General features: G+C 43.4%; 23 protein-coding genes. 6 read left to right on the forward strand and 17 right to left on the reverse strand.

Going from position 1 to position 24,868, the window contains the following annotated elements; translation table 11 throughout:
- Positions 1-45: 45 nt before the first annotated feature.
- The 8 genes from AB1K91_RS06430 to AB1K91_RS06465 form a co-directional block, all read right to left on the reverse strand.
- Positions 46-1,539, reverse strand: a complete 1,494-nt coding sequence (locus AB1K91_RS06430; RefSeq protein WP_413088951.1) for an aminotransferase class I/II-fold pyridoxal phosphate-dependent enzyme — start codon at positions 1,537-1,539, stop codon at positions 46-48.
- Positions 1,540-1,559: 20 nt separating this feature from the next.
- Positions 1,560-2,582: a glycosyltransferase gene (locus AB1K91_RS06435; RefSeq protein ID WP_413088952.1), complete on the reverse strand. Its 1,023-nt coding sequence runs from the start codon at positions 2,580-2,582 to the stop codon at positions 1,560-1,562.
- 546 nt (positions 2,583-3,128) lie between these two features.
- The gene (gene abc-f / locus AB1K91_RS06440) at positions 3,129-4,760 is read right to left on the reverse strand and encodes a ribosomal protection-like ABC-F family protein (protein WP_413088953.1); all 1,632 of its coding nucleotides are present in this window, start codon (positions 4,758-4,760) and stop codon (positions 3,129-3,131) included.
- A gap of 269 nt (positions 4,761-5,029) precedes the next feature.
- Positions 5,030-6,448 carry an amidohydrolase gene (locus AB1K91_RS06445; protein ID WP_413088954.1) on the reverse strand — a complete coding sequence of 473 codons (1,419 nt, stop codon included), beginning with the start codon at positions 6,446-6,448 and terminating at the stop codon, positions 5,030-5,032.
- Positions 6,441-7,175 (reverse strand): small-conductance mechanosensitive channel, encoded by a 735-nt coding sequence (locus AB1K91_RS06450; protein WP_413088955.1) that lies wholly within the window; start codon positions 7,173-7,175, stop codon positions 6,441-6,443. The genes AB1K91_RS06445 and AB1K91_RS06450 overlap by 8 nt, the downstream gene beginning before the upstream one ends.
- A gap of 18 nt (positions 7,176-7,193) precedes the next feature.
- Positions 7,194-7,898, reverse strand: coding sequence for a DUF5058 family protein (locus AB1K91_RS06455; RefSeq protein ID WP_413088956.1), 705 nt, complete (start codon positions 7,896-7,898; stop codon positions 7,194-7,196).
- Positions 7,899-8,064: 166 nt separating this feature from the next.
- Positions 8,065-8,262, reverse strand: a complete 198-nt coding sequence (locus AB1K91_RS06460) for a hypothetical protein (protein ID WP_413088957.1) — start codon at positions 8,260-8,262, stop codon at positions 8,065-8,067.
- 428 nt (positions 8,263-8,690) lie between these two features.
- The gene (locus AB1K91_RS06465; RefSeq protein WP_413088958.1) at positions 8,691-8,822 is read right to left on the reverse strand and encodes a hypothetical protein; all 132 of its coding nucleotides are present in this window, start codon (positions 8,820-8,822) and stop codon (positions 8,691-8,693) included.
- A gap of 129 nt (positions 8,823-8,951) precedes the next feature.
- Between AB1K91_RS06465 and spoVB the strand changes: the two genes are divergently transcribed.
- Together spoVB and AB1K91_RS06475 are read left to right on the forward strand one after the other, a co-directional pair.
- Positions 8,952-10,478, forward strand: coding sequence for a stage V sporulation protein B (gene spoVB / locus AB1K91_RS06470; protein WP_413088959.1), 1,527 nt, complete (start codon positions 8,952-8,954; stop codon positions 10,476-10,478).
- Positions 10,479-10,545: 67 nt separating this feature from the next.
- Positions 10,546-11,766 (forward strand): DHH family phosphoesterase, encoded by a 1,221-nt coding sequence (locus AB1K91_RS06475; RefSeq protein WP_413088960.1) that lies wholly within the window; start codon positions 10,546-10,548, stop codon positions 11,764-11,766.
- Positions 11,767-11,806: 40 nt separating this feature from the next.
- Here the strand turns inward: AB1K91_RS06475 and AB1K91_RS06480 are convergent, their stop codons facing one another.
- Entirely contained in the window at positions 11,807-11,956 is a 150-nt protein-coding gene (locus AB1K91_RS06480; RefSeq protein ID WP_413088961.1) for a hypothetical protein, read from the reverse strand.
- Between the two features lie 197 nt (positions 11,957-12,153).
- On the opposite strand from AB1K91_RS06480, the gene brnQ reads away from it, so the two are divergent.
- The 3 genes from brnQ to AB1K91_RS06495 all read left to right on the forward strand — a co-directional run bounded on the left by brnQ (position 12,154) and on the right by AB1K91_RS06495 (position 15,828).
- A complete protein-coding gene (gene brnQ, locus AB1K91_RS06485) occupies positions 12,154-13,503 on the forward strand; it encodes a branched-chain amino acid transport system II carrier protein (protein ID WP_413088962.1) in 1,350 nt (449 codons plus the stop codon).
- A gap of 540 nt (positions 13,504-14,043) precedes the next feature.
- Entirely contained in the window at positions 14,044-14,883 is an 840-nt protein-coding gene (locus tag AB1K91_RS06490; protein WP_413088963.1) for a DUF4037 domain-containing protein, read from the forward strand.
- Positions 14,884-14,985: 102 nt separating this feature from the next.
- The gene (locus AB1K91_RS06495; RefSeq protein WP_413088964.1) at positions 14,986-15,828 is read left to right on the forward strand and encodes an aldo/keto reductase; all 843 of its coding nucleotides are present in this window, start codon (positions 14,986-14,988) and stop codon (positions 15,826-15,828) included.
- Between the two features lie 35 nt (positions 15,829-15,863).
- Here the strand turns inward: AB1K91_RS06495 and AB1K91_RS06500 are convergent, their stop codons facing one another.
- The 4 genes from AB1K91_RS06500 to AB1K91_RS06515 form a co-directional block, all read right to left on the reverse strand.
- Entirely contained in the window at positions 15,864-18,011 is a 2,148-nt protein-coding gene (locus AB1K91_RS06500; protein WP_413089076.1) for a type IA DNA topoisomerase, read from the reverse strand.
- A 98-nt stretch (positions 18,012-18,109) separates the two neighbouring features.
- Positions 18,110-18,571 (reverse strand): CBS domain-containing protein, encoded by a 462-nt coding sequence (locus AB1K91_RS06505; protein ID WP_413088965.1) that lies wholly within the window; start codon positions 18,569-18,571, stop codon positions 18,110-18,112.
- Positions 18,572-18,679: 108 nt separating this feature from the next.
- Positions 18,680-19,657: a ring-cleaving dioxygenase gene (locus tag AB1K91_RS06510; protein WP_413088966.1), complete on the reverse strand. Its 978-nt coding sequence runs from the start codon at positions 19,655-19,657 to the stop codon at positions 18,680-18,682.
- A gap of 293 nt (positions 19,658-19,950) precedes the next feature.
- Entirely contained in the window at positions 19,951-20,481 is a 531-nt protein-coding gene (locus tag AB1K91_RS06515; RefSeq protein WP_413088967.1) for a DUF2812 domain-containing protein, read from the reverse strand.
- A 336-nt stretch (positions 20,482-20,817) separates the two neighbouring features.
- On the opposite strand from AB1K91_RS06515, the gene AB1K91_RS06520 reads away from it, so the two are divergent.
- Positions 20,818-21,012, forward strand: coding sequence for a hypothetical protein (locus AB1K91_RS06520; protein WP_413088968.1), 195 nt, complete (start codon positions 20,818-20,820; stop codon positions 21,010-21,012).
- Between the two features lie 16 nt (positions 21,013-21,028).
- Here the strand turns inward: AB1K91_RS06520 and AB1K91_RS06525 are convergent, their stop codons facing one another.
- From AB1K91_RS06525 to AB1K91_RS06540, 4 genes are all read right to left on the reverse strand, one after another.
- Positions 21,029-21,370, reverse strand: coding sequence for a bh protein (locus tag AB1K91_RS06525; RefSeq protein WP_093728447.1), 342 nt, complete (start codon positions 21,368-21,370; stop codon positions 21,029-21,031).
- Between the two features lie 113 nt (positions 21,371-21,483).
- On the reverse strand, positions 21,484-22,959 hold the full coding sequence (gene dacB, locus AB1K91_RS06530) for a D-alanyl-D-alanine carboxypeptidase/D-alanyl-D-alanine endopeptidase (RefSeq protein WP_413088969.1): 1,476 nt from the start codon (positions 22,957-22,959) through the stop codon (positions 21,484-21,486).
- Positions 22,960-23,077: 118 nt separating this feature from the next.
- Entirely contained in the window at positions 23,078-23,845 is a 768-nt protein-coding gene (locus tag AB1K91_RS06535; RefSeq protein WP_413088970.1) for an exodeoxyribonuclease III, read from the reverse strand.
- Positions 23,846-23,871: 26 nt separating this feature from the next.
- The gene (locus tag AB1K91_RS06540) at positions 23,872-24,843 is read right to left on the reverse strand and encodes a quinone oxidoreductase family protein (RefSeq protein WP_413088971.1); all 972 of its coding nucleotides are present in this window, start codon (positions 24,841-24,843) and stop codon (positions 23,872-23,874) included.
- Positions 24,844-24,868: the final 25 nt, after the last annotated feature.

A 24,868-nucleotide genomic window follows, 5' to 3' on the forward strand; every position in this document is an offset into this window, starting at 1 on the left:
CTTACTTTAAGACATGTACGGGAAAAATATCTATTATCAATGAATTTATGGATTGATGGTAAGTATGTCTTTTTCAGATGTTAAGATGGGCATATTTTTTCGAATGATTTCTAAGGATGCATCCAGATCTTCAATAGTATGGGCCGCGGATATGAAAAACCTGATTCTAGCTTCGCTCTCTTTTACGGCAGGATAAACGATGGGCATTGCATTCACACCCTGTTGGAAAAGTGACTCGGCGAATTCAAGTGCCTTATCTGAATCCCTGGTAATGAGTGGTATGATTGGGGTACGGGAGCTCTCCCCTGTATCAGCACCTAATTTCTTCAACCCCTCCAGGAAATGTGTATGATTGGTTTTTAATTGTTCAAATAAATAACCATCTCGTTCACATATCATCAAAGAAGCTAAAGCCGCCGCGGCATTGGAAGGCGTCATGCCTACACTGAAAATGAAACCGGGCGAGTTATACTTTAAGTAATTGATGAACTTCTTGTTTCCGGCGATATAGCCCCCGCAGCTATTCAGCGACTTACTCAGTGTCCCCATGAGAATATCTACTTTTTCAGGATTGATCCCAAAGTGACTTGTTACACCGCGCCCGTTTCTACCAATCGTTCCAATGGAGTGAGCTTCGTCGACCATGAGTATTGCATTATATTTTTCTTTTAACCGGATAAGCTCTGGTAGATTACATATATCCCCGTCCATGCTATATACGCCTTCTGCAATGATCAATGTCCGGCGAAATTTAGTTCTCAATTTCTTCAGTTCTTCTTCAAGATGCTGCATATCATTGTGCTTAAATGGCTTTCTTTTAGCTCTGGAGAGTAGTGCACCTTGTATAATGCTATTGTGGGATAATGCATCATGAAGGATTAAATCCTCCTCATTGACGATATTCCCGATTGTATTCACGTTTGTACTATGACCTCCTACTTGGATGATGGCATCTTCCGTACCGATAAAGTCTGCAATCTTCCGCTCTAACTCGCGGTGTATACCTATTTCCCCGCATAATAGCCGGCTGCCGGAAACACTCGTTCCATGTCGGGAGATAGCGTCCATAACAGTCTCGTTTATTTCACTGTCGCCATTTAAACCCAAGTAGTTGTATGTGGAAAAATTCAAAAGCACTTGCCCATCGATTATAATCTTATTGGATGCAATTCCCTCACTCTTCCTGAAGTACGGAACCGTCTTTTTCGTTTGTAAGAATTGGTGAAAGTCATGGATTTCAGGAAAATCTTCAATAATTGATCTGGACCCGGTATCAACGTCCATCCCTGTTGCTTGGCGAACCAGCAATGCAATGTCTTTGACCGTAGTGTCCTCTTGCTGGAATACAACTTCCAAATCGACTGTTTTAATCTCTGGAAAATCCATGAGCAATAGACGATGAAAATCCATTATCATCATGGAATCAAGACCCAAGTCATTCACCAAAGAACTTGTATATGATATCTCAAGCTTGTCGTAACCGGTAATATCGGCTAAATGCTGCATGATAATCTGGGAAACCTTTTCATTGGTAATCATTTTTCACCCTCCGGATTTGTTTAATAGAATTTTTGCACTAGGAATTTTGCTGCGTTTTCTGGACCATCTATATCCTTTAATAGCTCTCGCATTGCAATGGCGCGTTCTCGCATCTTGCTGCTTTGGAGTGCGTAATTGATTAACCTATCCAAGCTGTTTGTAGCAATATGCCCCTTTTTAAGCTCGAGCGCGTTACCGTATAAAACACAATCACGTATATTTGCAAGCTGTTCTTGCTGCAATCCGATCCCGATAAATGGTTTGCCGGATAAGCAGGCGGTTTGGACCGTGCCCTCTCCGCCATGAATGATGGACAAATCAATCAAACCGGCTAACTTATGTGCGGGCAGCAGGTCGCAGAGATGAATATTACTGTTCCAGGCAACATTTTCTTCAAGCATGCCCAACTTATCTTTCATGGGACATATGATGGTGTATGGGAGCTGTTCCAGCGCCTTCAATACACGGATAATCATTTCCTTGCTTCCCGAGCTCCCCATGGCAAAGTAAATCACCGGACGATTTTTTGGGAGATTCGTTAAGAAGGAAGGTATCTGATTTTCCAGCTTGGCAAAAACAGGACCAATATACGTGTAATTACGTGGTAAATCATAAACGCCGCTTAATTCGGGAATCGTAGTGATGAGATTATGATCCGCATCCAGTGCGTCGATGGTGCTTTTTGGAAGTGAAACATTTTCTTCTTTTGCAATTTTTACAAAGGCTCTTGGTTTGTAAGTGATGCGCAGAGCTGTTTTTGTGTAGATTCTTTTGAGTAATTCTTTCGGAAAGTAAGTTTTATTTAAACTGGAGGGGAGTTCTAGATGTCCTTTTAGAAAATACGTTCTTGTATAAGCAAAAGGCTTTATGTAGATGAGTGGAGTATGACATGCCCTAGCTGAGATGAACATGCTTAATGTAGTTCCGATTACAACTGCAGCAGGACGATACGTTTCGATGATTTTCTTTTCGCTGCTGATGCGAGCTTTAAGCATTTTGTAGGTGAATGGATGCCTTATTCCCTTCATTTGGTCCACTTTCATGATTTGGTCTATATCCCGCTCGCTTAGATGTGGTTTTAAATGGATGAAGGTAAAATTGGCTTCCTTGATCAAATAAGCATATTTCTCGGAATAGCCGACAAAGACACATGTAAAGTGTTCAGCGCTTTTCTTTGCGACTTCGATCGACCTGGTTGTTTCAGCGAGATTGAATGTTTCTGGCGCGAATAAAATTGTTTTTTTGATTATCCCACCCCTTAGATGCTTTTAAAAGAAACACAACGTCAGTATAAAACATGAAAATCGACGTTATCAAGTGTTTTGGTATTAAATTACAGTTTATTAACAATTGCATATTAAAATTTAATACTTGTCTCTTGCTGAAACCAACACATTCACTTCAATATCCTTAATAAAATCGCGACGGTAACGTAAATTACACTAGCAAGTGCTTTAGTATTATTGCCTAATTTTTATGTAAACTTCGTATGAATATTTTAATGCTGTTTCGTACCGATTTACTCCTATATGTTATAAAACGCTTGGAACGTGAACCAAACGTTTTATAACATAGTTATTCAACCCCCTCTACTTCTTCAACGCATTGATCATATTGGTCAGTTCCATAAACCGATCATCCAATTTCTCGTATTCCGGATCGGCTGCTGTCAGCATGCTCAGCTTACCCAGTACTTCCTGACGCTCATTTTCCAGTTGCAATAGCAGAATATCATCATCTGTGTCTGTTTCAGCTGCTGTACTTATATTTTTACTCATCTTACCATTTTGTATTTTCAACTGTATATCGGTTACTTTTTCACGGAAATAACGATCATGCGAGATAACCAGCAGCGTGCCGCTGTAGGCTGACAGTGTTTGTTCCAGCTGCTCGCGGGATGGTAAGTCCATGTGATTTGTCGGTTCATCCAGCATTAATACATCCTTGTCTTCCAAGATGTGCTGCATGAGCTTTAATTTCACGCGTTCTCCCATACTCATATCCGCGATCGGCAGCGTCCAGCTTTCTATTTCGAAACCGAGATGAAATAACAGTGTCTGAACCTTTCCCCTATCTGCGAACGTATCCTGGTGAAAAATTTCAGCAGGGGACTTTTCCAATGGCAAATCATATACATCCTGTGAAAGATAACCGATGTTTGCTGTTGGGGAAATCCAAATCTCTCCTGTATAAGGTTCATTATCGGTAATCATACGGAAGAAGGTTGTTTTTCCGCTTCCATTCGGTCCTTGAAGGCTGATTCTCTCCCCGTGCTTGATTGTAAAATTGGCATCTTGGAAGAGTATTTTTTTATCATATCGTTTGGATACATCTTTACATTCCAAAAATCGTTTGCCGCTCTTCTTGGAATGTTTCAAATCAAAGGAAATGCTCTTTTCCGGCATAACTGCCTGGACTTCTTCTTTTGCCAATTCTTTTTCAAGTCGCTTTTGTTTCGATTTCACAGCCTTATCCATCCGTTTAGCTTTTTTACGATAATATTCCTTTGCGCCTTCTTGTTTGGTGGATTGGGCGTGCGCTTTTGTGCTCCAGTTTTGCAGGGAAGCGATTTGTCCTTCGACTTGCTGAATACGCTTTTGCTGTTTTTCATAGGCATGCTGCTGCGCCGCTTTTTCCTTGTGACGATGATCTGTGTATGCAGTATAATTCCCTGCAAAAGTATGAAGCGCCTGATTTTCAATCGCCCATATTTTTGATGACACTTCATCTAGAAAATAGCGGTCATGTGAAACAATCAATATCGTTTTGTTTATCTTTTTGATTTTCTCTATCAAAAGGTTGACACTGTCTTCATCTAGATGATTGGTTGGTTCATCCAACAGTAAAATTTCCGCTTTACTCGAAAAACCGTTCGCAAGTCTTGCTTTCAGTTTCTCCCCACCACTCATTTTGGGATAAGAAACGGATGGCACTTGCCACTTACCGAGTAAAATAGCTGCTTCAGACTGAAATGAATCAGTGGAATAGCTGTCACTTTCCTGTTCGACCAATTCTATCTCAATTGAATCCTTCTTCCATATGAACCCCTCTGTCACTTCCTTATTTCCTGCCAAAATCTGCAATAATGTGCTCTTTCCAGCGCCATTTCTCCCAGTTATCCCAATGATATCACCTTTATGGACTGTTGCATTTGCTCCTTGTAATATTGGGCGTTCACCATAACAATAACTGACTTGCTGTAATTTGATTAGTTCTTTCATATAAATCCGCTCCTTAATGTTAGGAGGACAGAAAAAAATCCTCCCAAAATGAATTGGAAGGATTAGCCGTACCAGAAATGCACACACATGCCCTAAGGGCAGTGTGTTTCCGTTAATGTTGAAGATGGGCAGACTAATCCTATTTTGTACGCGTTGAAAATGACTTTTCAATTCGTGAAAAAATAAGATTAGTCAATCATTGTCCACCCATCATCCTCTCGTGTTTAGTACTTTCAGTATACCAAAATTAATTTGGAAGTCAATGCCACTTAAATCAATTGCTCTTTTCGTTCTGTTCCTGGCGCCAATACACTATCATCTAGACCAGTTTTGAAAGGACTGCCGGCAGTGGACTCTGTAAACTCCGCTTTTGCTTGTTCCACGAGAGCTGGTTCAGACAAAAGATCGTATGCAGTCAAAGCCATAATGCGTGCCGCATAATGCATCCCCTTTAGTCCGATGCTCGTTCCGAATACAGCTGTGGCTTGCCAAGCATGAACTTGGGTGCCAACCGGACCGCAAGTCGTTTGGATACTTGCAAGTGGTGTGATCCAGCTGACATCGGCAACATCTGTCGACCCGGGCATCGTCGTACCTTTCATTGACATGTCATAGAAGTTCTTCGTCGGCAATATATCATTTGTATCAAGCTGCAACTGGCGGCGTGATGCTTCAATCAGCTTTGGATCCATCGATTTTCGCAAAATAGCCGCATAAGCAACTTCATCGGAAGTGAAGCTTTCCATCGGATAATCCTCCATATTGCGGTAATTCAATGTATCCAACGTATCATTGGTCAGCATATGATAGCAATTCGCCAAAAGTTCATGAGATGTTGTCGTGCCTGTGATCAATGCTGCCCCTTTAGCTATATCATGCATCCGGCCAAGCATATCCCCGACTTGATCCCGATTGGCTCCGCGCAGATAATACCAGACTTCCGCTTCATCGGGCACGATGTTCGGCGCTTGGCCGCCGTTTGTGATGCTATAATGAATTCTAGTGCCGTCAACCAGATGCTCCCGCAGATAGTTAGCACCGATATTCATGATTTCCACTGCATCCAGCGCACTTCGTCCCGCATGCGGAGCACCCGCTGCATGCGCAGGTACACCATGGAAACGGAATTTGATCGAAATCATTGCTTGCGTACTGTAATTCTGAACGACATTACTGGTACCTGGGTGCCAGGTGAGACAGCAGTCCAGATCGTCGAATACCCCTTCCCTTGCCATGAAAGTCTTTCCGGAGAGTACTTCTTCCGCCGGACAGCCATAATAGCGAATTGTGCCATTCACCTTGCCTTGACCGATCAGTTCCTTTAAAGCCAACACTGCTTCTACACCGGCAGTTCCGAGCAGGTGATGACCGCAGGCGTGACCAGGACCATTCACTGTGACGGGATCTTTATACGGCTTACTTGATTGGGACAGACCAGGTAAGGCATCAAATTCACCGAGGATGCCGATGACCGGACTGCCTTGCCCGTATTCTGCGTAAAAGGCTGTTTGCATCCCTCCAATCTTATCTGTTATACGGAATCCCGCATCGGAGAGAACTTCCTTCTGAGCTTCACTCGCATACGTTTCCTCATAAGCAATTTGAGGATTTTGCCAGATATCAAGCGCAAGGCTTCCTGTGACATTCCCCAGCTTTTGGAGAATCCCAAGCAATTCTTTTTTACTCATGAATCATCTCTCCTTCAGTCGTAGTTTTTGATGTTTGGTAATTTTCCAAAAGAACGCAAATGATAACGGTGAGAAACATGCACACCAACCCTTTGAAGAAGACGGGGATTGGGAGTTGTGCCATCAGGATTCCGAAGGCGATACCGATGACACCAAAAAGCGGTTTCTTCATGGCTAATTGCGCGATCATACCGCCGAAGATGGCAGGAATGATATATGTGAATGCTGCTTGGACGGACTCCGGTATGACAGAAAGGATATAGGAACCAGCCAAAATTACTGGAATGAGTACAGCTATATTCATGAAGCTGGCAGCAGCAATCGCCAATGTGGCAGCCACTTCTCCTTTCCTTGTACCGGGATCTGCGCCGATGACCTGTTGTGCAGCCGCCGCAGATGGCAAGCACATATTGGCTATATTCCCGGTGAGGAAACTCAAATAAGTACCGGAAACGCCAAGAGTCGCGTAGTAACTCACAGGCTCTATCACCCAGGCAAAGCCTACCAGGGCGATATACGCTACAAAGGCAGCGAAAATGGCTTGCCATCCTGGGTGATAACCTTCAACGAATGATAGGTAAAGCGGCAATGCCGCCGATAAAACGATGACACAGCCGATTGTAAGCCTGCCCCAAAAGTGAGCATTCGTTTGGAATGCTTCAAACGTCTGCTCCTGCGTTTCGATCATCTGTTCCTGCACTGCTATCTGTTCGGCTGTTTTGGCCATTTCTTTCCCCTCCTTTTCTTATCCGATAAAGTAGCCGACTGTCAGACCGCCGACGATGGCAAATCCTAAAGCCCATTCTTTCAGCCAGTTTTTCTGCAATTTATTTGCTGCCAGCAAGGTAACGATCGTTATTCCGATACTTGTAAGAATGACAAGAGTATGACCACTGCTTTTTACCGCTTCATTTGCGGCAAAGTAACCGAAGGCACCGAGCATGGCTGCCGTCGAAATGACTACCATCTTTTTTGTCCCGTTTTTCCTTGCTGTGATTTTCTTTTGGTAAGAACCAAGTGACTTTGTGAAGAAGAATGTAACGAGCAGCCAGCCAGTACCACCGATGCATAGTGTCCAAGCAATTGTTGTGAACGCCTCCGGACCAAAGTCAGCTGATCCAAGCTCTGTGCCATATGCGCTTGAGGCCATCTGAGCACCAAGAGATTCTGTAGCGGACGAACCAATGATCGCACTGCGCATCATGGTAAGCGGGTTACCGATCAACGTCATCAGCGAAACTGCAATGATGATATTCCCCAGTGCAGGACCAATGGCGGCGATAGCACCGGTTTTCATAGCACTCCTGGCTTCCTGCTCGGTCATACCAACTGAGGATCTAGCCTGGTAAGCTGACCTGACAAATACGACCCCTTGGAAAAGGACGATACTGACGACAAGCAGACAGAATACCCAGAGAATCCCGCTATTCATGATTTCGGAAATCGGCAATGTATAGCCCCCCTTTTTAATTGATTAATAATTCTGATTTTTATGGTAATTGAGAGAGCGCTTGGTGTCAAAACCTTTATGAAAAACAGTCATATAGGAGTAAAAGTTAGGAGAAATCAATACGGAATCTTACCTAGCGCTTGTCAGTTTTTTTATCAAAATCCCTTCAATTAGTAATAAAATGCTGCTTACAAGCTATTATCTTTAAATGCAAGAAAAAATGGGCAACCCATTGAATAAATGAATCGCCCTGAATTTTGATAGCACTATTTGCTGTTCCAATTCGATATATAAAATAGCCAAAACTAATTCTGTCTATCTTTCGTTCGCGATAATCTTCCCAATAAAAGATAGCATCCATCATGATGTAATTTCCGGGTTCGATAGATTGTTGGAATGGTCGTTTGAAAAGACAAAGAAGACCGTACATTTTCGGCATCCAACTGCATAACATCAAATTCCCTTAAAGCGGTATGCAGTTGGATGCTAATGGGCGGAGCTTCTCGCTGATGAACAAACGTTCGGGCCATTCAGCAGTGTGCCATAGCACTAGCTAATTGTTTATTTGTATCGGTCCGGATTCTTTTATTACAATCCTCTTCCTCCATCATTGCGACTGGTGCGAGACGGCAAATATCCAGGAGAACGCCTGTTATTTCTTCTTGCCGATGTCCATTCTTTTCGATAACGACTTTGACATCTTCTCTTCTGTAGCAGAAAAATTCAATATAAGACGCATATCCGCTTCCGAAATGATTCCACTCCGCTTCACAGACGATGTTTGGTATGCGGCTAATCCGATGATAAAAAACGTTTTATGTGAGCTTCAATCATTTCCTCGTCTTTTGTAATGTATGGAAAACTGTCTCCTATCACGTTGCCTGCTATCAGTTCTTTCAATTCCTGTTTCGTAAACACTGTCAATCTGTCCCTCCAATCGCTTTTTGTAGAACAAAATTCTTTGTGCCTCATCTGACAGTGAGCGCTCCTCCATGACATAAACATCCTCTTCTCCACATACATCTAGACTATGGACAAGTTGAGGTGACAAATGTGGGGAAACAATCATTATTAAAAGGTACGATCATTTTGGCTGTGGCAGCTTGCTACAGCAAGCTGATTGGATTCATAAACGGAATCGTTTTGTCACGGCTGTTAGGACCGGAAGGAATCGGGCTTGCCATGATGGCAATGCCGATTACCGGGCTCTTGATTGCGGTCACTGGTTTTGGGCTCGAAGTGGCGGTCGCCAATCTTGTGGCAGAAAATAATGCGACGAATAATCGGACAAGACTGCGGCATGTCCTTTCTCTCTCCTTTTTGATAACAAGTACGTTAAGTGTCATCACATCATTGTTTTTATTTGGTGTTCTTCACTTTGCTCCTGGCATTTTATTTGCCGATGAGCGGGCAATCTACACATTTACAGCGATTATCCCGATCATCCCGATAGTCGCGATATCGTCCATTTTGAAAGGTTACTTCCACGGGAAACAGTATATGTCCCCTGGAGCATTCGCTTCGATCTTGGAACAAAGCGTGCAGCTTGTTGTGACATACATGCTCGTCCAATACCTGCTTCCGTATGGACTCGGCGTAGCTGCTGCCGGTGCTGTAATCAGCATGGTCATCGGGGAAGCGATATCGTTAGGAGTTTTGATGATCGCTTTTAACAGACAAAAGGAATTCAAGTGGCGTTTTTTCCATATCATCGGTGATCTCGTTCGTGACGGGAAACAGCATACCCGTGACTTGATCAAGGTTGCATTGCCGAATACCGGCAGCCATTTGGTCAATAGCTTCGCAGGTGTACTGCTGCCGATCATCATCACGCACAGTTTTCTAACTGCCGGACTTACTGCCGAGACGGCTACCGAAACATATGGTCTTTTGATGGGATATGTGATGCCGCTCGTATTCGTCCCGACATTCATCACCCATTCCTTATCGACAAACTTGCTCCCATCCATCAGTGACTTATATGCAAGGCGTCAATTCCAAGAAATGTACAGCAATATAAACCAGGTGATCAATGTCACCATGATGATCTGCATTCCTTGGGCATTGTTCCTTTATTTCTTCGCGCCCGATCTGACTGGATTATTCTATCACTCGGAAGAAGCGGGCCTGCTCATCCAAAAAATGATCTTTTGCTTTATGCTCAGCTATTTACAGATTCCGCTCCAGGCGGTGCTGATCGGGATCGGTAAAAGCAGTGTTGTCCTGTATAACAATCTTATTGCTGCCCTTGCGAGTCTGCTGATGATCTATTTTGTTGCTTCGCAGCCGAGCATGGGGGTAAATGGTGTCATTCTCGGGCTGAACTTAGGGGAAGTACTGGGTACGGTACTGCACTTTGCGAGTCTTTATCAGGCAGTCCGTTTCCCATTCAGTTTTGCCCGGTTCTATAAATTGCTATTGGCCATCACCTGTATGGCATCCTGCGCAATTTTCTTGTATATGACGCTGGATTCCTATATTACAAATGGATATGTACTGCTAAGCAGCGTATTGCTTGTATCTGCGACCTTTTATTTGCTCCTCCTTCACCGATTCCGACTATTCAAACAAGAGCAGTAGCAGACAATCACGCTTGAAGCCGATAATTCCACTAGGTTATACTAATACTAGTAATTGAGGTGAAGAGATGTACAAACTATTGACGCATAATGACTTGGACGGTGTCGGCTGTGGTATTTTGGCGACACTCGCTTTTGGGGAGGAAGTTGATATCCGCTATAACTCCATCAGCAGTCTGAATGAAGAAGTAAAGAAATTCCTGGCTGATGAAACCCAGCATGAGAAAGAATTATGGGTGACGGATTTGGCAGTGAATGAAGAGAATGAAGCTGCCATCAGCGAATTCATCCAATCCGGCGGAAAGGCCCGCCTTATCGACCATCACAAGACAAGTGAACATCTGAATGCCCACGATTGGGCATGGATTGAGACAAAGCAAGAAGATGGAAAGCAGACTTCAGCAACAAGTATGCTGTATGACGTCCTGGTGAATGAAGGTCATTTGGAGAAAACAAACGCGGTGAGCGAATTTGTCGAGCTTATCCGCCAATATGATACATGGGAATGGGAAAAACGGCAGAATGAAGCTGCCAAACAGCTGAATGCCCTTCTCTTCCTGCAGAGCATCGAAGAATTTGCCGATGAGATGATTGATCGCTTACAGCAGGATGACACGTTTGTTTTCAGTGATTTGGAAGAAAAATTGCTGCAAGTGCAGGATGCCCAGACAGCCCGTTATATCCGCAAAAAAAGGAAACAAGTCGTTCCTGTCAAAATAGATACATATTTAGCTGGTGTCGTCCATGCAGAGTCCTATCTCTCTGAATTAGGCAATGATTTAGGCAAAACGTTCCCGCATCTTGATTTGATTGTCATGGTGATGATGGGGACAAAACGCTTAAGTCTCCGTACAATCCATGATGATGTCGATGTATCAGCCATTGCCGGCAACTACGGCGGCGGCGGACATCAAAAAGCGTCCGGAGCATCATTGACCGAAGATGCTTTTGAATTGTTCGTAAAGAAAGCTTTCGAACTGCAGACATTGCGACCGGATGCGATAGATAATCGATTCAACGTGCCGAAAAATGATCTTGGAACATTGTATGCAAATGAGCAAAATGATAAGTTCCTTATCGTTCAGCAAAACCGAAAGTACTATATCATGAAAAATCAGCAGCCAGCAGAAATCGGCTTTGAATCATTCGAAGAAGCTGAAAGACAATTGAAACGGGAAGAACTCGCTTTCCTTGTCACCGATCACCGCTATGTTAAATATTTGAGTGAACGCGTGAAGAAACAGGATCTTACCGTAGATCAGCCGGTCCAAAAGAATCAAGAAAACTAAAAAAAGGCGGAAAACATTTCATTGTTTTCCGCCTTTTTCATTATTGTTTTTCAGCTGTCGCGATTGCTTGTTCAATCAGCATTATATCTTCATGTATCAAATTCCGGATTTGTGGTTCGGGGCATCGTCTGTATTCATCCTCCAGCCGTTTCAACTCTGTATAAAAGATATCCTTGTCAGTAAAATGCATATTTCCTGCCTCCAAATGGCCTTTTTATTTATATATGCCGAAGACGGCATGAAATATACCCCACATATAACATTATTTATAGTTGTTGCCTTTCAAGATATATGGTAGAATCTCTAACATAGTTCAAATATTTTCAATATTTTATTTATTGAATTGTCTAACTATTTAGAAAACGTTTCTGCTTGGAGGCATTTATCATGAAAAAATCAATTCCATTTTCTTATGTCATCGTTACTGGTTTCATGCTGTTCGCCCTTTTCTTTGGAGCAGGCAACCTGATCTTCCCCGCTCTTCTCGGCCAACAGTCTGGAACCAATGTATTGACTGCAAATCTTGGCTTCGTCATCACTGGTGTCGGATTGCCGCTTCTCGGTATCCTAGCCTTCGCTATTTCAGGTAAAAATGATTTACAGGACTTAGCCAGCCGGGCGCATCCGATCTTTGGGCTTGCTTTTACCATCATTTTATATCTATCCATCGGTCCATTATTTGCGATGCCGCGTACAGGTACAGTATCATTTGAAATCGGCATTCAGCCATTTTTACCTGCTGATGCCGGACCATGGCCATTGATCATTTATTCCATCCTGTTCTTCGGAGTTACGTGCTTCTTCTCTTTGAAGCCAGCTAAGATTGTTGATGTAGTTGGTAAATATTTGACACCAGCCCTGCTCCTGTTCATCGCAGTCTTGATTATCACTGTGCTTGTCAACCCGATCGGCAGTCCACAGGAACCAACCGAAGCTTACAGCAGCGGGGCTTTCTTCAAGGGTTTCCAGGAAGGCTATCTAACGATGGATACATTGGCAGCATTCGTATTCGGAATCATTGTCATCAATTCTGTAAAAAACATCGGTATCTCGGACCGTAAAAGTATACTTAGTTTCACAACGAAAGCTGCTTTGATTGCCGCTCTACTACTTGCTTTGATTTATACGTCTTTATCTTATCTTGGCGCAACAAGTGTAACTGGAATAGGTTTGCTGGATAATGGTGGTGCCGTACTTGCCGGAGTTTCCGAGTCCTATTACGGCACACTAGGTAACGTCTTGCTTGGCTTGATTGTACTTGGTGCCTGCCTGACGACAAGTATCGGTTTGGTAACAGCATGCAGCAGTTATTTCAGTCGTCTGCTCCCTAAAGTATCTTATAACGTTATTGCCGTTGTGCTGTCAATTTTCAGTGCTGTTGTCGCAAATGCAGGATTGGCTAATATCATCGCATTCAGCGTCCCTGTCTTGACGATCATATACCCACTTGCAATCGTCTTGATTTTCCTGACCTTCCTGCATAATACTTTTGCAGGAAGCAGAGCCGTCTACTTGACCAGCCTGCTTTTCACATTTGCAGTCAGCTTGATGGAGGGGCTGAATGCAGCAAAGCTTCCTATCCCTGGAGTACAGAAATTCCTGACAGATAACCTGCCGATGTACAGCGTGGGGCTTGGCTGGCTATTGCCGGCAATTGTTGGAGCTGTGATCGGATTCATCATCCATTTGGTTACTCGATCTGACCAAAATGAACTAAAGAATGCAGATGCACGATAAGCTTAATAACAAGAAAGCACGCTTGGGATGATTCCAAGCGTGTTTTCTTTTGCAATAGAGAAATTACATAGCTGTGTCGACTCGAAGATTTCATTTGAGTACCAGTCACACTTTTTTTCAAAATGGCGTCTAATACATATAATTTGTCCAATGCTTCCATATCTCGAGAGTGCTAAGCCTTTGTCAATTTCTTAACGCACGCTTCCTCCCCACCTAATACTGTAAATGTCTACCAGACGAAAATATAATTCCCTTTTAAAGCTTCAAACAAGAGAATTTACTTATCCAACTTCTCTCTTCTGTTTTATAAAGGAAAGCGAGACACCTTGTTTCTCTTAAATGCCGCTGCGGGGCCCCTTTACGAACAATATAAAAGCAGGCTCGAATATTGCAAGAAAAAAAGATGCACGGCAACTTTCATTAGCAAAAGTCATTTTCCCATTGTGCTACAAGCTATAAAAAGTTGCTATATCGGTAACTGGAAAATTAATGAGCATGATCGTATCAACTCTGATACATTTGTATCAGGAGGGGTCAAATTTGAATTTATATGAAAAAGCAAAAGAAATAGTCAGTATTTATAAATCCAATCCTAAAGTTGATACTTGTTTTATAGGAGGATCTGTATCACGAAATTGGCAGGATGCATACTCCGACATCGAAATATTCGTCTTATGGAAGCATGGGCCCAATGATCAGGAAAGGAAAAAACCTATTGCAGAATTGGATGGCGAAATTATTGATTTCTTCCCTTATGAAGATGGAGAATGGTCAGAAACTTATATAAGTCAGGGCGTAAAATTAGAAATCAGTAATTTTCTGACTGAAACAATAAATATGGTGATAAACGATGTATTGGTATCATTTGATACGAATCCAGTGAAGCAATGTCTTCTAGCTGCAATTCATGATGGTATCTCCTCGAGTGAGGATAATGTGATGGAAACACTGAAAAACAAAGTAAAGAAATATCCAACGGAGTTGCGGATCGCTATGGTGGAAGAAAATATGCATCTGGGTACGAAATGGAATAACCGGGAGGCGCTGCTTCATCGTAAGGATTGGCTAATGCTTTATCAAACGATGACAGAAGTACAGGCCAATTTGATGGGTATATTGTTCGGGTTGAATCGTCAGTACATACATCATCCATCATTTAAATGGCAGAGACAAACGTTGGAATCCATGGATACCATCCCGACAGATATGGTCGATCGTTTAGATTCACTTTTCCTGCAAAAACCTGAAGTTGCTGTTAATCAATTAGAAGCAATCATCCGGGACGTTTACGAGCTGATTCAAAAGACGCTGCCGCAAATGGATGTAACAAAAGTAATGGAGAAATCGCTTTTCTTAAGACCTATTAATCAACAGATATAACATGCATACATCGGTCAGAATGCTTTAGGCGAAGATACTGACTTAGGACAATCTTTACCATTTATGCTACGCTTGAGAAAGAATTGGAAAGGAGAGATTTAGATGCATAATCATATCCCTACCATTAAACTGCATGATGGTTCTATTTTTCCTGCTGTGGGCTTCGGTACATATCAATTGAAAGGAAGCCAAGGTGTACAGGCGATCCGCAATGCGATTGATGCAGGTTATCGTCTTTTGGATACCGCTTATAACTATGAGAATGAAGCAACTGTCGGACAGGCGATCAAGCATCATGCTATCCCGCGTGAAGAAATCCTGGTGACATCCAAGCTGCCCGGGCGTTACCAGCAGTATGATGATGCGGTTACAACGATTCAGGAATCCCTTTATCGTGCTGGCCTGGATTATTATGACTTGTATTTGATCCATTGGCCGAATCCGAAACAAGACCACTATGTCGAAGCATGGCAAGCTTTGCTTGATGCTCGTAAATGGGGCCTTATCAGATCGGTCGGTGTGTGTAACTTCCTGCCCGAGCATTTGGACAGACTCAAAGTGGAAACTGGTGAACTGCCGGTCATCAACCAAATCGAGCTGCATCCCTTTTTCAATCAAGAGGAACAACGTCGCTACCACCAGGAAAATGGCATCGTGACAGAATCATGGAGTCCGCTTGGCAGAAAAACGAATCTGCTGGATCATTCGCTGCTTGCTGAAATTGCTAAGAAGCATGGCAGAACCGTTTCTCAAATTGTGTTGCGTTGGCATTATCAGCTGGGAAGCATCGCCATCCCTAAATCAGCCACGCCAAGTCGACAGCTTGAGAACATTACCATCTTTGATTTTGAGCTTGATCAAACCGATATGGACAAAATCCACAGTCTGACAAAGGCAGACGGACGAATTGCCGACCAGGACCCGGCAGTTTATGAAGAATTTTAAAAAGAGCGCTGTGCAGATTTTGCACAGCGCTCTCGTTATTTCTTCTCGAATTCCATTTTCCAGCTGTAATATTCGTTGTCTGGATTCTTTTCATACGAAAGATAAGCAGAAAACTTTTTGCCTCGTTTGCTTGTCAGCCCTTTTACATGCGCAGTACCACTTTTGAGCAAGGCTTTCACCATCGTCTTTGTCGGCTTCTTCCGCATGGCTGCCAGGAATTTATCGGCTTTCCAAACGATGAAGCTGCAAGACTTTTTGTAGTTCTTACAGCCGAATCCTTTGTACCCTTCCACGACTTCTCCGCCGCAAGCCGGACACTTGCCTAGCACCTCATGGGTGAGGGTTTGCTTTTCGATTGTCCGGATCGGAGCTGCTTCATCTTGTTTCATCGTTTGGACAGCTTCTTTTGTAAAGGAAAAAATCATATCCAGAAAATCTTCCCGGCCAACTTTTGCATCTTCGATATCAGCCAATGTCTTCTCCAGCCTGCCGGTAAAGTTCAAGTCAAATAACGGCTTGACTGGGAAAGTTTCCACCAGCTTCTTACCTGTTTCCGTTACATGCAGTTCTTTTCCTTTGTTACTGATGTAGTGAATGTCTTTCAGTTTTTTGATTGTTTCCGCTCTTGTTGCTGCCGTCCCGATACTGAAGCCGCGGAGCACTTCGCCGATTTCCTCTTCATCCTGTCTACCTTTGCCGCAAGTTTCCATGACACGCAATAACGTCCTTTCGGTATGCGGTTTCGGGGGCTGTGTCATGTGAGAAGTAACAGCTGTTTCCCATGTATCGACCAGCATGCCTTCCTGTACATCCGGCAGCAGTGTTTCTTTCGTCTGCTGCTTCTCGACTTTCTTCCAGCCATCTACAAGCTGAATTCGACCCTTGGAAATAAAGCTGCCTGATAGAGACACACCCGGAATCACAGTTTCCAGAGTGGTTTCCTCATATACCGCGACCGGCATGAACTGCATGATAAAACGGTTTTTGATTGCTGTATACACGAGCTCCTGATCCGGCGTAAGCCTTTTTGGCAGGACGTAGGTCGGAATGATAGCGCTATGGCTTGAAACTTTGCTGTTGTTGAATACCCGTTTCGAGCGGGTAAATTTGATTTCGGACTCATAAGGCAGTCCCGCTGCCACTTTTTTCAGTACGCCAGCTGCTTTGGATACTAGGCTCTCTTCCAGTGCTGTACTGGAGGTCCGTGGGTAAGTAATATATTTTTTCTCATACAAGGTTTGCGCCACTTTCAGCACCTTATCGGATGTCCATCCGCTGTATCTTGCCGTCATATAACCTTGCAGACTAGATAAATTGAACAAAGGCGGGCAGAACTCCTTTTTCTCTTCTGTCTGCTTGTCCTTGATTTGTCCTTGTTTTCCTTGGATTTGCTGAAGGATGTTTTGCAGCGGTTCTCTTTCCTTGAACTTATCCGTTTTACCTTCCTTATAGACTCCTTCATAGAATTGCTTATCAGGTGTACGGAAGGTCGCCATCAGTTTGAAATAAGGCTCTGGCTTGAACTCGCTGATCTCCTTATCACGATCATAAATGATTTTCAAAGTTGGCAGGAGCACACGGCCGATATTTAACACTTGGCCGCGACCGCTCTGATAACGGAGTGTCGCTACCGAAGTCAGGTTGATGCCAATGACCCAGTCGGCCCATTGACGTCCGATACCGGCATCATAAAGAGGCTGAAGCTCTGTGTTTGGACGCAAGGATTGGAGACCGCGCAGGACTTCTTGTTCTGTCCATTCATTAAGAAGCAGTCTATATACTGGCTTGTCCGGTTTGACATAGTTGATGATGCTGTCGCCGATCAGCTGTCCTTCCCGGTCATAGTCACAAGCGGACACAACCATGCTGACATCCCTTCTTTGCATCAGCCGCTTTACGATGGCAATCTGCTTTTTCGCACCCGGATCAGCAGTATCGCGATTGCGCGGGCTTGACTTCACTTTGTAACGGAACGATTCCGGTACGAACGGGAAATTATCCAGTTTCCACCTCGCCATTTTCGCGTCATAATCTTTCGCGTCATACAACTGCAGCAAATGACCGAAAGCCCATGTGATGATATAGTCAGGACCTTCATAAAACCCATCCTGTTTTGTTTTAATTTTCAGTGCATCAGCGATATTCTTCGCAACCGAAGGTTTTTCCGCCAATATGACAGTCATACTCATATATCGATAAAACTCCTTTGATCTATCAAGCTCATAACTTCTATTCTATCATAAAAAGCACCGACTCTTTAAAGAGAGTCAGTGCTTTGTCATCAAAGCGCGTTAAGTAAAGTCGAATGAATCGTACGCAGGACATCCCCTCGGCTGATTACCCCGACTACCTGTTTTTGATCATTCACAACCGGTATCTTCTTGAAGCGATGTTTGGCAAGGATGTTCACGACATCCTCCATTTCGTCAGCCTCGTGCACGGTGACTATCCCTCGTTTTTTAGCTAGATTCAATATAGGATGATCCTTTAGTTCATCGACGATCTTATCGATTTTTTCTGCTTTGAAGCTTACAGTCAGCAAATAGTTGAAGACGACTGCATCCTTTGGCTGGATCCCTCGCAAAATATCCCCATCACTGACGACGCCTACGATGCGTCGGTCTTTGTCCAGTATCGGCATGCCGCTGATGCGCCGATCAACAAACGTTTTGAGTACTTGCTTGACTGTATCCTGTTCGTTCGCTGCTATTACATCTGTTATCATGAAGTCTTTTGCTTTCATATAAAAGCCTTCCTTCTGTATAGGATGAATGCTACACCTTTATTATACGCTTACATGACGGAATCTGCTAAAAAAAAGACATCTGCCAAGTAAGCAGATGTCAGTTTATCATTCTTTTTCGAAATGTTTCGTGCTCCGTACTGTGTCGATCGGACGGACGAGTTTCTCGATTTGTTCGCGCTTTGGTTCCAAAAACGGCGGTAAAGAGAGTTTTTCGCCGAGTGTCTCGTACGGCTCGTCTCCCATGAACCCAGGGCCATCTGTTGCGAATTCAAATAGAATTCCTGGTGCAACACGGGAATATAGAGATTCGAAGAAATGACGATCCACATAGCCGGAAGTCTGGAATTGGAAGCTTTGCATCCGTTCGATCCACTCTTCCAGTACTGCTCGATCCTCTACACGGAAAGCAGCATGGTGTACAGTGCCAAATCCCTGTCTGCCATCCGGCAAAATTGTATTGTGCTCGAGGACGATGCTTGCTCCATTTCCGCCTTCACCAACTTCATACAAATAGTAGGATCCTTCCTGAGCAACCGGACGGAATACCAGTACTTTTTCGAGCATTTCTTTAAAATAATCGATATGTGCTGTACGGACAAAAATCGGTCCAAGCCCAGTAATTGCATACTCCAATGGTACTGGACCATCCTGCCAAGGTGTTCCGGACGCTACACCTTCATCATTTTCGTCACTGATCAATTGATATTGCTGCTCGTCAAAATCCTCGAACGATACTGTTTTTTTGCCGAATTGGTCTTTGATGCCATGATGTTTTACATGCAGACGATCGAATCGTTTTACCCAATAATTCAAAGCTGCGTCAGTTGGGACCCTGAAAGACGTCTTGTAAATTTCATTCGTGCCGTGAGTACCTTTTGGAATGCCAGGGAAATCGAAGAATGTCATATCTGTTCCTGCACTGCCTTTATCATCTGCAAAGAACAAATGATAAGTCTGAATATCATCCTGATTCACTGTTTTCTTGACCAGGCGCATGCCAAGTACATATGTGAAGAATTCATAGTTTTTTTCTGCACTGCTTGTAATTGCTGTTACGTGGTGTATACCTTTTAAATGATTCATTTTGTCACACTCCAGCCTGATGATAAAATTACCTCGAATTCGAGATAACTACATTATGACGCATATATGAAATGATGTCAAACGCATAGAAAGCAAAGAAAACCTACATACCATTTCAATCATTTCAATCCATTTCAATTTCACTCGCAATTGAAGAAATGGCGATTCACTTATAATGCATTTTTTCATTTGGTTTTGCGAGGGTTTTGCAGCGCCTTCCATCAGTGGCTTCTGTCTGGATATCAATTTCTATGTAAAACAATAGAGCCCATTCTATTCGATTAGAGTGGGCTCTATTTATAGATTTCGTATTGAGTTAGTTTCTTTGCTTTTCTTTTAAGCATATATACACTATAAAGACCTAAAAAAGTTATAGGTGCTACCGTCAACCCTGCCCAAATAGGCAATCTGCTTGCACTCGACATCATCGGCATCCAGAATGAGAGTACATGCATCAAGACAAGGAATAAAACAAAATTAGATAAATGTGTATATTTAACCGCCCTTGATTGTGCATCTGTATAGATTTCCAATTTATCGGTCCCATCATCTTCTTTGCAAAAATAGTACCATCCTCCAGATGCACTGACCAGATTCCAGCCATCCTCTTCGAACAACTTAAAATAATCTTGATTTTGTGTACCAATTCGATAGTCTAGACGATATATCAGTTTTGTTGGCGGAGCTGCTTTGAAGGTGTATGTAAATAGGCCATAATGATCCAGTTGCCACCCTTCTTGTGCCATCCGCTGCAGCCACACTTCTTCTTTCTGGTCGCTCCAAGCCGAAAACCATTTTCTTATTTTCTTTCTCTCTGTCATCATTCTCCCCCTAATTGCTTTTTATTGAGTTCAACTAGCTTTCATAGCCACTCATATTCGTACTTGTCTAATTGAAAGTCATCCAACTAATGCCTGGACCGAGTTTCATGGTACATTTACCTTCTTTCGTATCCGGCAGCGGATCGTGCAGCAGCACCATCAGAATATAGTAGGTGCTGTGAGTCGAGGAACAAGTCTTTTACTTTCTGAGCACCTTTTGATAGTTATATCGATAGACGATATATATCGTCTGTCGATATAATATCATAATCTTTACAATGTAAGTTATCGATATTTTTTATACCTAATGGTAATATAATGGAAAATAGGTGGGGTATATTGCGCAGTGCGATTTTTGATAGGAGATTTTTATTTTTAACAATAGTTGCTCTTTCCTTTCAAGCGGGCGCCTTATTACTTGCTGTGTATGAAAAAGACTCCTTTGTGGTGCTCTTGATAATCGGAATCACTTTATTGGCGTTGTCGGTAAAAAGGGGGATTGATTATTACAAATCCCAAAAACCAAGCGCCTGAACGTATGTCCAGGCGCTTACCAATGCTTGACATCTTTGAAGTCACGCATTATGATACGCGACTCTTTGATATCATGATATAATCGATATGGTTTGCTCGCCAGCCGGATCGGCAGCGTGAAAAGGAACTGACTGAGATCGTCTTTGTACTCTGTCGTCATCCTGGAAGGCTTGGAAAGGATGCGATTCTGCCATTCTTGCTTGAATTCCTTCTGCAAATCGAGACGGACATCAATCGCATGATGACATTGAGTACAGCAAATCGTCTTAAGCTTATCGTTGATGTACGTAATGGTAAATGGAGACTCCTCGCGACAATGGATACAATATAACTCTGCTTCCATGCAGCTTCGTTTCAATGTTATCTCCTCTTTCCTGTGTCTGGCTTTTAAAACCCAAAAGGTTTCTGCAGCTTTTTTCCTTCCTAATCAAACATTTCGCTGCTTACATGCCAATATCCTGTCTATTTCCATCAATTTATATGCATGATATTCAACTCTTCGTATACGATTTTCAATAGTTCATCTTCTATTTGCGGTCCTTCCTCTTCGTCCAGCAGTCCGTTAAGCAGAATCGAGAAAACAATCCGTTCACCTGATTTGGTTTCCATGTAGCCTGATAAGGAACTGACTCCAGTAAGTGTCCCTGTTTTCGCTTTGACTTTTCCCGCGAGCTCTGTACCGACAAAGCGATTGCGGAGTGTCCCGCCGACCATCCGTTCGGTCACCCCACCTACTGGCAGCGAATGTTCAAAAGCCTGGAACCAAGGTTCGTTCTGAACGTTTATAAGCAATGCTGTCAGCTGACCGGCTGTTATACCATTCACATGAGAAAGACCAGAACCGTCCCTAATCACCATTTGCTCCGTTGGCAGCAGGCCATTCAGATAGCGCTTGATTTGTTCGATACCATCTTCCCAGTTCCCGGCTTTTTCCTTGCTGCCCATATGCTTGACATACATCTCGGCATGCCCGTTATTGCTTAGCTTCATGAATGGTAGAAGCAGTTCTTTAAGCGGAGCGGATTCCTTGCGCAAAAGCTCCTTTGTCTTTTCAGGAGCTTTTGCTGTTTTACTGCTGCCATCTAACTGAATTCCAGCAGCTTCGAGATTTTCCCGGAACAAATGCAGTACATAATCGGTCGGTTCCCAAACAGCTACCCATTCCTGCTCTTTTTCACCTGGAGCAATTGTGCCTGAAATGACGATATCATTGTTTCCATGCATTCGAATCACTTCCAATTCTGCTTCACCGTCTTGGGAAATGACTGCATTATTATGTATGGTCACATAATCTGTTGCAGGGATAATGCTCACATTTGGTTTTCCTGATGAAGACGCTGCGTCCACTACAACCTTCACGGTTCCTGTATCATGATCGGTATCGGGTGCTACCGTCAAAGCACTGATTGCGGCACCATAATAGGCTGACTCATCTCTCCAAGTTGTATCCTCACTGTAGCGTTCCTGATCGAAATACGTATCGTCAGCGATGATATCACCGTTTATTTTTACAATTCCCAACTCATTCAGCTGTTTTGCCAGCTGCGCGATGTCCTTAATTGTTAAGGAAGGATCTCCTTTACCAATCAAATACAAATTCCCATGAAGCTGACCAGCTGAGATATGGCCATCTGTTGCAACATACGTTTCGAATCGATGCTCTGGCTCCAGTTCATCCAAAACAGCTGCAGCAGTCAAAAGCTTCATATTGGATGCAGGTCGCATACGCTGGTCCGCGTTTTTTTCATAGATTGTCTTCCCTGATTGTGCTGCCGCGATATGAATCGCAACGGATGCCCCCTCTAGATGTTTCTCGCTTGCCAAATATTCCTTTATCCTTTCCTTCATCGTATCCTCTTTTCCGGCTACACGGATATGCCCGTGAGGGATCAGACATGCAAAGAACAACAGCATTACAGCTAATAATCGCGTAACGTTGCGAAGCATCAGCGTTTCCTCCTTTTCGCATATCCCGCTTAACCTTTACGTTTATATCTATATGTATGTAGTGTAACAAACTATCAGATAATTTAAAATATTATCCTGAGGATAAAGAAAGACACCATCAGATGGTGTCTTCCTTCTTGATATATAAGCATACTGGGCAATGGTCGCTGCCCAGCGTATCTGCATGTATCTCAGCTTCTTCTATTTTATCTTTCCACCGTTCAGAAACGATGAAATAATCAATGCGCCAGCCGATGTTGCGTTCTCTCACCTTATTCATATAGGACCACCAGCTGTAGGCGTCCTCGCGCTTCGGATAAAGATAACGGAAACTATCAACAAAACCAGAAGCAAGGAAAACTGTCATCTTTTCCCGCTCTTCTTTCGTGAAACCGGAATTTCCATGATTTGTTTTATGGTTCTTCAAATCGATTTCCTGATGGGCAACGTTCAAATCACCGCATAAGATGACTGGTTTGCGGCTGTCCAGCTCCTGGACGTAAGACAGGATCCGGTCTTCCCACTCCAAGCGCTCAGCCAAGCGTGCCAAGTCCCGCTTGGAGTTCGGTGTATAAACCGTCATCAAATAAAAATCATCATATTCCAGCGTGATGATTCGCCCTTCCGGCTCATTGATTCCCTCTTCCAAACCATAAGTGACATGAAGCGGTTTTTGCTTCGTGAAAACTGCAGTACCAGAATATCCTTTACGCTCGGCGTAGTTCCAATATTGATGATATCCAGGCAGATCCAATTCAATTTGTCCTGCTTGGAGCTTCGTTTCCTGCAAGCAGAATATATCTGCATCCTGCTCATTAAAATATTCAAGAAAGCCCTTCTTTACACAGGCTCTGATTCCATTAACATTCCATGATACCAACTTCATTTCTCTATTTCCCCCGTTGTTTGTCTCTAGTCTCTGATGTGCAGGATTATTTTCCCTGCATGTGTCCTGCTTTCCATCAACTGATGTGCTGTGACTGCATCCCCAAGCTCGAATTCTTGTATGCTCGGAAAATGAATAGCTCCATTGGCTACCAAATCGATGACTTGATCAGCAATGTGTTTCAAAGCCTCCGGTCGTTTTTTTCGTGTCGTACCCAAGCTGAAACCAAGCAGTGACCGGCAGCTGGCATGTACATCTGATGTTTTGATCATGCCAGGTGTACCGCTGGCATTCCCGTAATTTATTAATCTTCCGTAAGGAGCAAGACAGCGAAAGCTCTCTTCCATTATAGAGCCGGCAAGCGAGTCCAAGATAAGATCTGCCCCTGCTCCAGCAGTAAGCTCCTGCACCGATTCTATAAGATTATCATAAGTAATACAATGATCGGCGCCCAGTTCCATTGGTAACGCTGCTTTTTGTTTGTTGCTGACAGCAGCTATTATTTTGCCGGCACCCAGCTCTTTTGCAAGCTGTATCAATGTCAGGCCAGTCCCGCCTGATGCTGCATGGATTACGACGGTTTCCCCCTCTTCCAATCTGCCAACGTTACTCAGCAGCATAAAAGATAAAAAGGAAGGAACAGGACAAGCAGCAGCGATAGCTGTATCAACATGATCTGCTATCGGATAGACCAGCATGGCATCAGCTACACTGTATTCCGCATAAGCACCATTTTTCACGAACGCGACGACGCGGTCTCCAACACGAAAGTTTGTGACACCTTGACCCAACTTATCGATGATCCCGACTGCATCCAGCCCGAGTATACCGGGAATCCCAGAGCCTTTTGTTCCTTTTCGCTTTTTGATATCGGCAAAATGGACACTTGCTTTCAAAACTTTTATCCTCACTTCACCCGCAGATGGTTCCGGTACAGCTACATCTTTGTATTCCAGCACTTCCGGACCGCCTGTTACTGCTGCTGTAATTGCTCGCATAAATCAGCCTCCTATAGATGGGATA

Origin of the sequence: Terribacillus jepli, from assembly GCF_047228925.1 — a bacterium.
Classification (GTDB): Bacteria; Bacillota; Bacilli; order Bacillales; family Amphibacillaceae; genus Terribacillus.